The following is a 13,819-nucleotide window of genomic DNA, read 5'->3' as shown; positions in this document are numbered from 1 at the left end:
TACAAATTAGGAGAGGTCACCAAATGAACCAAACAGAAAATAAACCGAAAAATTACACGGGGATTGTCCTAACGCTGACAGTTCTGATTAACGGTTTAATCGCAGTGCTGTTTTTTATGCCTAAATTAGATCAGTTCAGCCATGCGAATATTCACATTTTGCCAATGCTGAATGCGATATTCAACAGCTTTACGTTTATCTTCTTATTGGCCGCGCTGATTATGATTAAACAAAAAAATATCAAAGCTCACAAACGCTTTATTTTGGCCGCATTCACCACAACATTACTATTTTTGATTTGCTATGTGACGTACCACTCGATTGCGGAAAACACGCTCTATGGCGGAGAAGGTATTATGCGCCCGATTTATTTCTTTATTTTAATTACACATATCTGCCTTTCTGCAATTATTGTGCCGCTTGCGCTGTTTACGCTGATCAGAGGCTTCAGCATGCAGGTGGAGCGCCACAAAAAAATTGCGAGATGGACAATGCCTCTATGGCTGTATGTAAGCCTTACAGGCGTTATTGTATATTTGATGATTTCACCGTATTATTAAAAGCCATACTCAGTATGGCTTTTTTACGTGTAAACATGGCAAAAGCCCAAATTCATTTTTGGGCTTTTGTCAGTAAATTGATAGACTCTTATTCATGAGCCTTGGATTCCATGGTTTCAAGTGTTGCAACCTGCAAAGATTCTTCAACAGTTTTTGTTTTTTCTTTTACTTTTTCTGCATACGTATAATCACCGTAGCAATACGGATAGCGGAAATTTTTCGCATTTCCCCCGCAAGTATACAGATCAGGATTTTTTTTGACTTGCTGCTCGGAGTATTGTTTTGCCAATTCCTCAGTATGCGTTCCTCCATGTTCAGCTACAAAATCAATGTAACCTGCCCCCATGTTGTAGCTTTGAATAATGGTATCCAAATCCACGCCTTTTTCCTTACCGGTCTTGTACATGAGGGTAAATTGCTTGATGCCTTGTTTAACACTGAGTTGAGGGTCTGTTATCTCATTGCGTTTTAACCCCAGAGATTCAGAGGACTGCATGGGATCATTGCCTTTTCCTTTTGACTCCTGATACATCATGCCTAATATGAGTGATGTATAATTAGAGAGTCCTTGGCTTTCAAGCTCTTCTTCCACCAAAGGTTTGTAATCGGTTAAACGTTCCAAAACAATCGTTTTCGTATCGATCGGAAGTTTTTTGATTAAATCCCGGTTGAAAAAAAGCAGGACCAATAAAAAAGAGGCGATGACAAAGACAAAAATCATCATAAAACCCGCAGCAGCGAAACAGCCTTTTCTCTTTTTCTTCACTGTGTTTCACCCTCAATGTTTGGAGCAGTATGACCTTTTTTATTATGACATAAGACGGTATATCAGACCAAGTAAAAACCTGATTTGAAACATAAATTTAAACTATGAGATTGAAATGGAATACAAGCAGGCTGGTTTGCACTCAAGCGCATTTGTTATAAGATAAAACTATGAATAAAGAAAGGTGATACATATGACTGAATTTAGAGAAACGGAACAATCGGCTGCTGATCTGGACGAGGAGACGCTGTTTCTAGTCGCGCAAACATTCAAAGCGCTTTCAGATCCTACCCGAATCAGAATTCTCCATTTATTGTCCCAAGGTGAGCATGCAGTAAACGGAATTGCAGAAAAGCTGAATTTACTGCAATCCACCGTGTCCCACCAGCTTAGATTTTTGAAAAATCTCCGGCTTGTCAAATCGCGCAGAGAAGGAACATCGATTTATTACTCTCCGGAGGATGAACATGTTTTAGATGTTCTTCAGCAAATGATCCATCATACACAGCATGATTGAAAAAGACATCCTTGCTTAACTCGCTGTTAGCGGGCAAGGATGTCTTTTTCTTTATTGTATTCGTGCTGTTCGAGTTCGTTTCTGCTGAGCTTGATGACATAAGAAGAAAAACCGATATAATAAACGGCTATCAGAAAACAGACGCCAATTGTCAGAGGGTCCGTTCCGATTGACTGACTGTATGATCCAAGGCTGTTTAGATCAGGTGAAGTAAGATAAAGCTCCGTCACTCGATACAGAAATCTTGATAGAAATAAAGTTAAGAGAATCACCTCTACCCAAATATGAGTCCGAAAATAGATCTTTCCTCTGCGTTTTTCAAAGGAGATGTTTTTCTTAGCGAAAAAGACAAGGAGCCATCCGCCAAGAATGCCCAAAATGAGATATCCATATAAAAAAGGGTGAATGGCGCTGAAGATTGAAAGGCCAAAAGCAAACAGCGAGAAAAGAATGGTACGGGTGAACAGCCAGCGGGGCTTCAGCGGCTGGTATCCGATGGACCTTTTAATTTTTTTATACAGAAAAAAGATGATGATCATGGCAGGATAAACGCTCTGAAGTGTAAGATGCATGATGTGAAATCCCCTCCGTTGAGAAGTGTATGCTTATCCGGTCAGAAATAGTAGCTGAAATAAATACTGAACACAAAAAAGAAGGGGAAACCCCTGTTTTCATAGCATATGCAAGGTGTATTCCGCCGCATAATAGATATGCCCAAGCTTTATCAAAATGTTATGATTGTTTTGTTGGAAAATACAAGAAGAAAAGGTGCGCAGAATGAAACTGGAACGTTTGTTAGCGATGGTTGTGTTATTGATCAGCAAAAAACAAGTGCAGGCTGCAGAGCTTGCTGAGCTGTTTGAAGTATCTGTCAGAACAATTTACCGTGATATTGAGACGATCAATAGGGCTGGTATTCCGATTGTGACCTCACAGGGTTCCGGGGGCGGAATTGGCATCATGGAAACGTATCGGCTTGAAAGAGAGTGGCTGAAGGAGGAGGAATTGTTTGCAATTGCTTCCGCTTTGCAGAGCGTTTCATCTATGTATGAACCCGTTTCTCACAGCACAGCCTATCAAAAAATCAAACACCTTATACCGGAGCACTCTGCTCAAGCATTTAAGCACCAAACAGAAAAATGGTTTATTGACATGACAGCTTGGGGCCATACTGAGGATCAAAAGACGCTGCGCGAGAAAATAAGCGCTGCCATCGATCGGTTGTCAACGATATCTTTTACATATACAAGCGCAAGCGGGGAAACACTACTTCGGGAAACTGAACCTTATACATTGGTTTGCAAGGCGGGGCACTGGTATTTATACGCTTATTGCTTGGTGAGAAATGATTTTCGTTTTTTTAAACTAAACCGGATGAAAGATCTGGCCATCTTACATCAGACCTTTATCAGAAAAGACATTCAGCTGGACACTTTGCCATGGGATAAGAGTTGGTACCAAAAGGACCGTTTAACTGAATTGGTTATTCTTGTTCAGCCGGCAGCACGTCAGCGCATAGGTGAATGGTTCGGATATGATGTCCTTCACTGTTGTGAGGAAGATAAAATCTGCCAGGCGGTGATTTCACTTCCAGAAGATCAATGGCTGATCGGTTTTTTGCTCCAGTTCGGAAAGGATATTGAGGTTCTGCAGCCTCTTCATATAAGGGATAAAGTAAAAGAAACCATTCATCATATGCAAAAAATATATGAAACCTGACACACTGCTGTCAGGTTTCTTTGTCTATAATCTTAAAAAAAGGAGGAGATCGTATGGGCTTTTCACATATAACACACTTAGACCTGAAACGATTTGCCGGACTATCACAACGGACAAGCAACGCACTGGAAATGACGGAAGAAAGGAGGATTCCGGCACTGTGGGATCAATTCTGGAAGCAGGATATGAGCGCTCTTTTATCACAGGCTGAAAAAGACAAGAGCATTATTGCCTTATATTCGAATTATGAACAAGAGACGAATGGGTTTTATACGTTTTCAGTCGGAACGTTTCAGGAATACGACGACATTCTTCCGGGACCATATGAAAATATTGATTTGCCGGCTTCCGCTTACGCCGTTTTCACTTCCAGAATCGGTCCTATTGAAGAGATTGTGCTTGAAACGTGGAAGGAAATTTGGACTTGGGATAAGCGGCATCTGCGCACGTTTACAGGTGACTTTGAGATGTATGATCAAAATGCCGCAGTGCCACAGCGAGCACAAGTTAACATTTATGTAGCGATAAAAAAATAATAAACTCTTGAAAAACTAATGGTGTTAGTTAATAATAAAACTAACACCATTAGTTTTTGTTAGGAGGAATAAAAAGATGAGAATTACTCAGTACCAAACGGTTTGGCAGCTGACTTTTTTTCCAGCATTGTTTCCGGTTAATTGCTATTTAGTAGAGGAAGAAAACGAAGTCACCCTTATTGATGCCGCACTGCCAGGCAGCTATAAAGGGATTATTCAAGCTGTGAATCAGCTTGGAAAACCGCTTCAGCATATTTTACTGACTCATGCACATGGGGACCATGTCGGATCACTGGATACATTGGCACAAACATTTCCGCATGCAAAGGTCATGATCTCGGAACGGGATTCATTCTTGCTCCAAGGTGACACATCTTTGCGGCAAGATGAGCCGCAGACGCCTATAAAAGGAGGTATTCCGAAACACATACAAACAAAGCCTCACCAACTGCTGACGGGCGGTGAAACAATTGGTTCTCTGCTTGCCATTCCAACACCGGGCCATACACCGGGCAGCATGTCATTTCTTGATACAAGAAACGGCACTTTAATAGCAGGAGATGCGTTTCAGTTGCGCGGAGGAATCGCTGTATCAGGTCAGATAAAATGGGCGTTTCCTTTTCCCGCTTTCGCCACATGGAATAAGGAGGAGGCCATCAAAAGTGCACAATTGCTCGCCGATAAGGCGCCTTCCTGTCTCGCTGTCGGACATGGAAAATTCCTGCGATCACCTTCAGAGCGGATGAGACAGGCGATCCAAAAAGCAAAGAAAGGATGATGAGCATGTCACCGAGAATAGGTTTGACCCAAAAAATGATTGTAGACGCTGCAGCAGAGATTGCCGATCAGGAAGGGGTAAATGGTGTCTCACTTGCCGCACTTTCTAAAAAAATGAATGTTCGCCCCCCGTCATTGTATAACCATATCAACGGGCTGCAAGCGATCAGAGCAGAACTTGCTGTCAGAGGACTGACAAAGCTTTTTGATCAAATGGCGGACTCCGTAACCGAACGAAAGGGAGATTCCGCGATGCTTTCTTTAGCTCATGCATATGTTGATTTTGCAATTGAAAATCCCGGATATTATGAAGCGGCTCTTCTTAAGGTTCACGACAAACGGACGGAAATCGTCTCTGACCAAATTGTCTGTCTTGTGACGAAGCTGCTCATTGAAAACGGCTATGCAAGTGAAAAGACTGCCATTCATGCGACAAGGGGGCTCAGAAGTCTGCTGCATGGCTTTACTGTTTTAATCGCAAAAGAAGCATTTGAACGTGAGGAGGACATTTTAGAAAGCCTGTCATTTTCAATTCGGACATTTTTGTCAGGATTATTAATAAACAATAAAAATATTATGTAAACAAATAAATGGATGTCTTATATTTCTGAATATTGTATAATATCAAGGGAGTATACATAGGGGAGAGGCATTATGCAATGGATGACATTCGCAAGATTGAACGATTAGCGGCAGCTTCATGGCCGGCTTATTTTCAAAAAAGCATAGGGAAATGGCTTCTCAGAGCGAATTTTGGCGTAACCAAAAGGGCAAATAGCGTATGGACGTCTGCGGATATGCCTGAAGGGGATTTTCAGCTAGAGGCCGAACTTTTTTATCAAAGTTTAGGCTTACCTGTTTGTTTTCATATTAGCAACGCATCACCGAAAGGGCTTGATGACGCATTGGCAGACAGCCGTTATGAAAAGGTAGACGAGTGCTTCCAGATGACAGCGTTGTGCCGGTCAATTATGAGCCGAACAAATGACAACAGCCGATTTACATACAAGTGGGAACAAGAGCCATCATCTGTTTGGATAGATGAATTTATTCAATTAGAAGGGTTTTCACCCGAACGTCACAAAGGTTACAAACACATATTCGAACGCATGCCGCCGTGTAAAACTTTTTTCAAGATGTATGACAAAGAAAGCCTGACAGCGCTTGGCACGGTTTCTGTCATTGATGGTTATGGCGGACTTAGTAATATCGTTGTAGCTGAGGAGCACAGAGGAAAAGGGGCAGGAACCCAAGTGATCAGGATGTTGACTGAATGGGCAAAAAACAACGGAGCGGAACGCATGTTTTTACAAGTGATGAAAGAAAATCTGGCGGCAGTTTCTTTATATGAAAAAATCGGATTTTCGCCTATATCGGAACACCATTACCGGATTAAAAGATGACCAAAGGAAGGGGGTTGCTGATGGATTCGCTTCAAGAGATGATTTGCGAAAAACGGACATACACACGCCTTTATCATTCACATAAGCATGCGTACAGCCAATTTCTTTTTCCGCTTGAAGGGAGTATAGATCTTGAGACTGAGGGGCGCCAGGTGAAATTAAATCCGGATCATTTTTTATATATTCCGCCGCAGTGCGAGCATCGCTTCCGTTCTATCGGAAGAAATGAATGTCTTGTACTGGATGTTCCGCTTCACGCAATGAAAATTGATGAGTATCGTGCAGGATCGGGAATTGAAGCTGCACTCGATCCTTTCTGGTCTTCGATCAGGTACTTGCTGACAGAGGAAGCAAAGGCCGGAACAGCCAACTCGCTTCATATGCTAGTACAATACATAAAAGAAAAGCTTCAATCCCATAGCTATGCCTCAATTGCATACATTCACAGCCATTTATTTGAGCGGCTGACGATTAAGAAGCTGGCAGAAATCGAGCATTATCACCCAGCTTACTATTCAAGCTGGTTCAAAAAACAGACAGGGAAGTCCCCGCAGAACTATATTGCCGACCTTCGCCTTGAGGAAGCAAAACGAATGCTGATGGAGAGAAATGAAAACCTTACCGTCGTGAGCGAGGCGCTGGGCTTTCAAAACCTTTCTTCTTTTACAAGATGGTTCACGAAAAGCACAGGAATGCCGCCCCGCCTGTATCGAAACACCTTATATTCGGATAAAAAATGATGGCTCTTTAGTTAAAAGAATATTGTATATCTCCTTTACAATAGGAGAAAAAGGAGTTATTGATATGGCAGTTATTGAAGACTTTGAGAAATTGGATATCAGAACGGGAACAATTGTAAAAGCGGAAGAATTTCCTGAAGCAAGGGTACCGGCAATCAAGCTTGTGATAGATTTTGGGACTGAAATCGGCATAAAACAATCGAGCGCACAAATCACGAAGCGTTACAAGCCGGAAGGTCTCATCAACAAGCAAGTCATAGCAGTCGTGAACTTTCCGCCCCGCCGGATCGCCGGATTTAAATCGGAAGTCTTGGTCCTCGGCGGCATACCCGGCCAGGGCGACGTCGTCCTTTTGCAGCCGGATCAGCCTGTTCCAAACGGCACAAAAATCGGATAACGCAAAAAAAGACGTTTGCCTAAGGCAAACGTCTTTTGCGTATTGAGGCGATGCACCACACGCCACATTCGTGTGTGCCGTAAAGGCATGTACATCGGCTTACACAATTCAGCTCATCGCTATATGAATATAGCATGGAGGGCGAAGGATTGCAAGGATTACTTTGTTTTTGTGATTGAATTTGTCCGTCTAATCAAGATCTTATTATATGAAATGTAATAATCTTTTAGTACAGAAGGTGAGCATGATCTAAGGTAAGCGATTGACCTCATAAGCAACACGTATTCCAGATTCAATCGCGCCTTGCATCCACGCATGAGTGAGTGAGGCGTGTTCTCCGGCGAAATGAATTCTGCCCTCAGGGACAGGAATATAGGGATACAGCTCTAATTCTTGTCCTGGTTCGAAAGCTGTAAAACCTCCCGCAGAATACGGGTACTGGCTCCAGCTAAAAGAAGTGCCAGACACAAATTCAGACCACACAATATCACCATAGATTTCAGATAAATTCAGTAAAGTATACTGGATTCGCTCTCCTTCTGAAAGACTGTCCCATATCAGTGCCTCATCGGCCCATGTATAGCTGGCCAGAATGACAGCATGTCCATTTGCTCCAATATTTCTGCTTGGATAATATGAAAAACGAATCGGAAGATCAGTAATAGATTTGCCGCCGCGCTGCCCGGCTTTTTCCCAAAATCGGCTTTTAAACTCTATGCCGATTTTTGTTGCACTGATATAGTTTAGCTCACGGATGGCCCTCCGTTTATAGTAAGAGAATGAATGGTATGGTTCGACTTTTACAAATCGCAATGTTGAAAAAGGAATGGTTACAATAGCGAGATCAGCTGTGAATGATGTGAATTCTGCCGTTTGTTGATGCTGACAATGGATCGTAACACGATTTTCACCCTGAGACATTTTCATCATTTTTTGATGGTATAGAATGTTTGTTTTTAATTGAGGAAGAAACGCGTGAGGCAGCAGATCCATACCGCCAGTTATCTCATAGAAGTGAGCGGGCGAAGAAAAAAAGATAGATTCCCGCAATACTTCAACAAGGGACATCCCCATATACGCTTCCATATCCAAAAGCACACCGATCATATCGATCGCGCCATATGAAAAATACGTGTTTAAAAAAGAGCTTAACGAATGATTTTTGTATTGTTCTTCGACAATCCGCCAATTTCTCGCTGGATTTTGATTAATAAAATTTAGAATAGGCTGCAGTAAAGAAAGCATCAGCTCTTCAGACGTTTTCCCTTGTTCATTTGGTGCAACTGGGTATCTCAATATTCCAGGAGCTCGTTCGAAAATTTGGAGACGTGTTTTGATGCCATTTGCATAAATGATGTCCATAGGGGTTCTGTTGATAAATACACTTGTTGGCAATTTGAATTTTTTTATATATTCTAAGGTTAACGAATGGTTATTCGGTATGCGCATCGGGCCAGCGTTGAAATACAAATCATCACTAAAGGGAGATCTCAAAGTGCAGACCCGGCCGCCCGTTCTGCCGCTCGCTTCGAGAAGCGTTACTCTGTGGCCGGCATTTTTCAGCAAAGATGCTGATACAAGCCCGGACAATCCAGCTCCTATAACAAGAATGTGCTTTGGATGCTGCGATGCGCTAAGGCCATTTCTAATGATCTTTACCATGTCATCATTCATTAGAGAATTCAATTTTTGGTGGCACCTCTTTTTAGAATTTATTGCATTATATTCATTGAAAAGAGCGCCTATCACGATCTGTTCACATCTTTTGGGATTTGAAAGGGTTATTGTTAAAAGGAAATAAAGGAGTGTTGTATGTGACTAACTTTGTTCATAAGACTGTAAATGGTTTGAAAAGTCTCTTAGATGAAAAAGGAGCGATTAAATTGTTTTGTTCTGAAGGGGATATCATGGAGTTCCTTGTTACTTTTTCACCGGACAAAGCAACCCTGAATGACATTCAAAGCTTTGAGGCTAAACACCAGCTTACCCTTCCAAAGGATTATCAGAAGTTCTTGACACTACATAACGGCGCGAAAATTTTTGAAATTCTTTCTGATGGGGAGAATATAGGTGGAGGACTTTATTTATTTAGCCTTGAAGAGATTGAAGAAGAATTAAAATATGAGGCTTTGTTTGAGGGTATCAATGGTATCCCAATTGGTCACTTATTAGAAGGGTGCCATTTGATGATCGACAAAGATAAATTGGATAAAGGGGATCCCAACTATCTGTTTATATTAGCAATAGGAGAGTATACACCATTAAATTTAAATTTTGAGATATTTTTAGATCGGTATATAGAATCCAATGGGGCAACTTTTTGGGAATGGCGCTACTATACCGCTGAAAATTATTATAGAACACGATCGCACGATGTATAAGACAGTCAGTTCTGGTTGTCTTTTTCTGTTATTCAAGCAAATAATTGTAGTAAAATTTACATAGAGTAGGCTTGAAAGGAGAATGAAATGAAGGTATTTGAAGCTGATTCATTGCTCTCTGAAGCGGACAAAAGAACCAAAGAGTACAAGGAACTACGATCACAAATGGTGAAGCTCAGAAAAGCGTTTAAGGACGTAGCTGACCTAGATGATAGCGAGTTTTCCGGTAAGGGTGCAGACAACATTAAAGCGTTTTATCATGATCATGTCGGTGTTACAGATCAATGGATTGATCTTATTGATATGAAGATTGCTTTCTTAAGCAGCGTTTCTGCAAAACTTGAAGATGCCAAGATGTCTGATGCTTACATAGAAGAATCTTTTTTAGAACATGAACTTGTAAATGCATACACAAAATCAAAATCCATTATGTCTGAACAGAAAAAAGCAATGCAAGACATTCTGAATGACATCAATGACATCCTTCCACTTGAAATATTCTCAACAGAAGACTTCAAAGACAAACTTTCTTCTGCAGATGACAAACGTGAAAAAACAATTGATAAGCTAAACAAGCTTGATGAGAATTTGAAAACAGAATATGCTGAAACAGAGCCTAACGAACAATTCATTCAGCAAGATTTTAAAAAGCTGCAGGAATCTACAGGCAAAGGGAAGAACGCCACTCCGATTCACTATAACGCTAAAGCGTACAGAGAAAGTGACATACATAAGAAAAAAGGCGATATTGAGAAGCATTCTGAATCTTATTTAAACGTGAAGCAAGAAGAAGCTAAAGAACGTGAAATTAAAGAATTAAAGAAAAAACTTAATGATGGTGTATCTGACCCTGATGAATATTTAGAGATTGCTAAGAAAGTAGGGTACGAGAATCTGGAGCCAGCTCAAGTACAGCTTGCAGTGCAAGTTGAACAAGCGAAGCAGCTAGAAGGAGCAGGAGAAATCACTTGGGATATCGTAAAAGGTGTAGGAGTAGGCTTATATGATGTAGGAAAAGACACTGTAACCGGCATATGGGACTTCATCACCGATCCAGGAGAAACACTATCAGCACTGGGAAATGCAGTTATTCATCCAGTGAAAACATATGACGCTATTTCAGCAGCAATAGAAGAGTCATATCAAAAAGATATGGTGAATGGGGATGCCTATTCTAGATCAAGGTGGGTAACCTACGCTGTTGGTTCAGTGGCTGTAGCTGTTTTTGGAACCAAAGGTGCAGGAGCCATTAACAAAGCTGATGCAGCAGGCAAGGTAATAAATAAAGCTAGTCAAGCAGGTAAGAAAATTAAGGACGTCAAGATTCCAGATTTGCTGCCTTACAACCCTAAATACGACCTTGCTACTGTAGGGGACGTGCCATACAATGTAGTGGATGGAGAAAACTTAAAAAATCAATTAATGAGTTTTGCTAAAGGGACAGATAAGGAAGTAAAACCTTTTGATGTTGTTGATTATAGACCAAGTAACAGCCCTTTAGAGAATCATCATGGTGTAATGGATGTATGGGCTAAACATAATGTTCCGAATTATGTGAGTAGAGGTAGTAATACGCCAACAGTAGCTTTAACAAAAGAGCAACACAATGCTACCAAGAAAGTTTATAGAGAATGGTTGTACGAAAAAACAGGGAAAAAAGTTGGCGGTAAAGTAAATTGGAAAGAAGTATCACCTAGAGAAATACAAGAACTTACTGAGAAGATGTTTGATGCTGCAAATGTTCCTAAAGAAGCTAGACAGCAATATTATAACGCATTTAATCAATACAACTTTAGAAAGTAGGTATGGGCATGAGCATTGATATGTTAGTCAAGAAGATTGCTGCAACATCAGACTGTCGGCTGTTTGAAGCTGATGGTCTTCCAGTAATAGACGAGAAGCATCAACTACCAAAAGATATTAGTGAGTTTTATGAACAATGTGGTGGAGCAGTTTTGTATGAAAATGCGGATTATCCAATATACATAGTACGACCAGCTGAGTTTAAATTGGCTAATCCTATTATTGTTGGGGAGCTCTGTGAGGAAGACATTTCATCAGAGTGGTATATTGTTTGCACGGATGGAAAAGGAGAATACCTAACAATTGACTTAAACGAAGAGCGCAAAGGAAAATGCTATGACAGCTTTTTTGATCGACATGGGATTGTCGGGGAAACACAGGTGATAGCAAGTTCATTTACTGATTTAATACAGCGACTGCTTGAGAATAAGGGGAAGCATTGGTATTGGTTAAGGGATGATTTTATATCAATAGGCGATGCATATGATGGTGTTGAAATTGAATAGTCTATTAAACAAAAGTATTGCAATTGTTCATTGATAAAGAGATACAATACGGTAGATGCTCTGTTATTATTTTGCAGAAACAATAATTGGTTAAAATAATAGAATGGAGACCTTACACAGATGGAGAAACACAAAATAGATTCTTTATTACAAGATTTAGATGAACTAGATGCTAGAGAATATAAGCGGACCTTAGAGATCTACAAAAATAAAGAGCATAAAGATGAGTACTTTAAACTTATATATAACGGTTTTATGCAGCATTTTATAAAACTTGGATTTTCTCATTTAAAGTATGCTGTTTTATGTGGAGAATATAAAAGTAAACGTTTGAAATTTAATAATGAGCCATGGATAAATTTGTATTTTTCTCCAAGTTTCTTTAACTTTAACAGAGTTTATTATTTGTCAATAGCTATAAACAATATTGCAACACTTGTAAAATTTAGATTTACTAAACCGGATAATTATATCTCCGCAAATTTCGAGAGAATTCAAAAAGAGGCAAAAAAGGTAGCGGAATATAGAACTCATAAAGTATACAGTCTTATAAATGATTTATTGGGGAACCATAATTATAATTTACTCATGAAATTTAGAAAAAATATAGACCATGGTTTGAATCCTGAGTATGGTAATGTATCTTTGTTGGATACTCTAAATTTTTCGGTTATTGAAGATAAGATTTTTGAAATATTAGAGGCATTTTATTACGATATTCTTAATACAGAGATAAACATATCTAATATTGATATAGATAAGTACAGAATAAAAGAATTCCCAGTTGTTAAGTTACCTTCAGTTCAAGAACAGGAAATTTTTGATTATATTGTTTATAATAATAAAGCGCATGAGGGCTTCATTAATGTAATAAATAATTACTATGATTATTTATTACCTTTTATGAAACAGAAAAATCAAATTAAACCTCTATTAAACATACTTAGCGATATTGTGTTTAGGTTTCATGAAGTATTCCGTGCTTTTTCTTATTTCTTTTTATTATACAGGGTGGAAAATGTAGAAGATCACTTGCCTACTGAAATATTAGAGATCATCAATTTAGATGATTACCAATATTTTATGAATTTATGTTTAACAAGAACATATTCTGTTCATGATAAACTAGGTTTGTTTTTCACTAAAACTTATTCTTTACATGGGAACAAAACTTATTTTAAAAATGTTTCTGAACTTTTGATAAAAAATGAAGAAGATCATTTTGACGAGTTACTAACAGATAAGTTAAATAAAATTATTAGTTCCCCTTCGTTTAAATCTTTGGATTTTTTAAGACAGCAGTTTATGCATGGAACCGATTTTAGTTTCAAACAAACTGAAGGGACTGTTGTATTTGACGATTATTTTTTAATTTGTTTATATCTAAATAATAAAGACTTGTTAGCGTTGATTAAGTATATGGTTTATAATTTTTTCCCTGCCGTAGTTAAAGAATTTCTTGATAAGGATCTTTATAAACAGTTTGATGATTTAATATATAGGATGACTACTACCATTAATCCTCATATGGCAGCGCTTATAAGCAACTTTAACTTGAACACTAAATAAAATAATGGTTTTAACCATAAAACAAAGTCTGGAAATTAGGGAAAGAATCGTGATTAATGCAGGTTCTTTTTTATTTCAAATCTTAAACAATTTATTTTGCCAATATTTCTAGAGCGGGTACTCCATTTTCGGAGCCCGCTTTTAT

At 39.3% G+C, this 13,819-nt stretch carries 16 protein-coding genes; 13 read left to right on the top strand and 3 right to left on the bottom strand.

Annotation, left to right across the window (positions count from 1 at the left end; genetic code table 11):
* The first annotated feature begins 23 nt into the window (after nucleotides 1–23).
* Entirely contained in the window at nucleotides 24–560 is a 537-nt protein-coding gene (locus NST79_RS10885; RefSeq protein WP_003231280.1) for a DUF420 domain-containing protein, read from the top strand.
* An 88-nt stretch (nucleotides 561–648) separates the two neighbouring features.
* Here NST79_RS10885 and NST79_RS10880 read toward each other — a convergent pair whose 3' ends face one another.
* Entirely contained in the window at nucleotides 649–1,326 is a 678-nt protein-coding gene (locus tag NST79_RS10880) for a lysozyme family protein (protein ID WP_003231283.1), read from the bottom strand.
* A 193-nt stretch (nucleotides 1,327–1,519) separates the two neighbouring features.
* On the opposite strand from NST79_RS10880, the gene czrA reads away from it, so the two are divergent.
* Entirely contained in the window at nucleotides 1,520–1,843 is a 324-nt protein-coding gene (gene czrA, locus NST79_RS10875; RefSeq protein ID WP_003231284.1) for a Zn(II)-responsive metalloregulatory transcriptional repressor CzrA, read from the top strand.
* 26 nt (nucleotides 1,844–1,869) lie between these two features.
* Here the strand turns inward: czrA and csk22 are convergent, their stop codons facing one another.
* The gene (gene csk22 / locus NST79_RS10870; RefSeq protein WP_212060160.1) at nucleotides 1,870–2,415 is read right to left on the bottom strand and encodes a mother cell-specific sporulation protein Csk22; all 546 of its coding nucleotides are present in this window, start codon (nucleotides 2,413–2,415) and stop codon (nucleotides 1,870–1,872) included.
* A 205-nt stretch (nucleotides 2,416–2,620) separates the two neighbouring features.
* Between csk22 and NST79_RS10865 the strand changes: the two genes are divergently transcribed.
* The 7 genes from NST79_RS10865 (at nucleotide 2,621) to csaA (ending at nucleotide 7,415) form a co-directional block, all read left to right on the top strand.
* Entirely contained in the window at nucleotides 2,621–3,562 is a 942-nt protein-coding gene (locus tag NST79_RS10865) for a YafY family protein (protein ID WP_212060158.1), read from the top strand.
* Between the two features lie 53 nt (nucleotides 3,563–3,615).
* Nucleotides 3,616–4,098, top strand: coding sequence for a GyrI-like domain-containing protein (locus NST79_RS10860; protein WP_033884023.1), 483 nt, complete (start codon nucleotides 3,616–3,618; stop codon nucleotides 4,096–4,098).
* Nucleotides 4,099–4,174: 76 nt separating this feature from the next.
* Nucleotides 4,175–4,876: an MBL fold metallo-hydrolase gene (locus NST79_RS10855; protein WP_003231294.1), complete on the top strand. Its 702-nt coding sequence runs from the start codon at nucleotides 4,175–4,177 to the stop codon at nucleotides 4,874–4,876.
* Nucleotides 4,877–4,881: 5 nt separating this feature from the next.
* Nucleotides 4,882–5,457, top strand: a complete 576-nt coding sequence (locus NST79_RS10850; protein ID WP_004399277.1) for a TetR-like C-terminal domain-containing protein — start codon at nucleotides 4,882–4,884, stop codon at nucleotides 5,455–5,457.
* 77 nt (nucleotides 5,458–5,534) lie between these two features.
* Nucleotides 5,535–6,278, top strand: coding sequence for a GNAT family N-acetyltransferase (locus NST79_RS10845; protein ID WP_128737940.1), 744 nt, complete (start codon nucleotides 5,535–5,537; stop codon nucleotides 6,276–6,278).
* Nucleotides 6,279–6,292: 14 nt separating this feature from the next.
* Entirely contained in the window at nucleotides 6,293–7,018 is a 726-nt protein-coding gene (locus NST79_RS10840) for a helix-turn-helix domain-containing protein (protein WP_128738621.1), read from the top strand.
* A 64-nt stretch (nucleotides 7,019–7,082) separates the two neighbouring features.
* On the top strand, nucleotides 7,083–7,415 hold the full coding sequence (gene csaA / locus NST79_RS10835) for a chaperone CsaA (RefSeq protein ID WP_014480003.1): 333 nt from the start codon (nucleotides 7,083–7,085) through the stop codon (nucleotides 7,413–7,415).
* A 249-nt stretch (nucleotides 7,416–7,664) separates the two neighbouring features.
* On the opposite strand, the gene NST79_RS10830 is transcribed toward csaA, so the two are convergent.
* Nucleotides 7,665–9,101, bottom strand: coding sequence for a flavin monoamine oxidase family protein (locus NST79_RS10830; RefSeq protein ID WP_212060156.1), 1,437 nt, complete (start codon nucleotides 9,099–9,101; stop codon nucleotides 7,665–7,667).
* 128 nt (nucleotides 9,102–9,229) lie between these two features.
* On the opposite strand from NST79_RS10830, the gene NST79_RS10825 reads away from it, so the two are divergent.
* From NST79_RS10825 to NST79_RS10810, 4 genes are all read left to right on the top strand, one after another.
* Complete coding sequence (locus tag NST79_RS10825; protein WP_212060154.1) at nucleotides 9,230–9,796, top strand: SMI1/KNR4 family protein; 567 nt, start codon at nucleotides 9,230–9,232, stop codon at nucleotides 9,794–9,796.
* A gap of 87 nt (nucleotides 9,797–9,883) precedes the next feature.
* Nucleotides 9,884–11,599, top strand: a complete 1,716-nt coding sequence (locus NST79_RS10820) for a ribonuclease YeeF family protein (RefSeq protein WP_080529421.1) — start codon at nucleotides 9,884–9,886, stop codon at nucleotides 11,597–11,599.
* Between the two features lie 8 nt (nucleotides 11,600–11,607).
* The gene (locus NST79_RS10815) at nucleotides 11,608–12,105 is read left to right on the top strand and encodes an SMI1/KNR4 family protein (protein WP_080530061.1); all 498 of its coding nucleotides are present in this window, start codon (nucleotides 11,608–11,610) and stop codon (nucleotides 12,103–12,105) included.
* 120 nt (nucleotides 12,106–12,225) lie between these two features.
* The gene (locus NST79_RS10810) at nucleotides 12,226–13,674 is read left to right on the top strand and encodes a Cthe_2314 family HEPN domain-containing protein (RefSeq protein ID WP_080529420.1); all 1,449 of its coding nucleotides are present in this window, start codon (nucleotides 12,226–12,228) and stop codon (nucleotides 13,672–13,674) included.
* The last annotated feature ends 145 nt before the right edge of the window (nucleotides 13,675–13,819 follow it).

It is taken from the genome of Bacillus sp. PS196 (genome assembly GCF_037963555.1).
GTDB classification, from domain to species: domain Bacteria; phylum Bacillota; class Bacilli; order Bacillales; family Bacillaceae; genus Bacillus; species Bacillus subtilis.
Note: the sequence above shows the minus strand (reverse complement) of the source record. Positions and strands in the feature narration are given on the sequence as shown.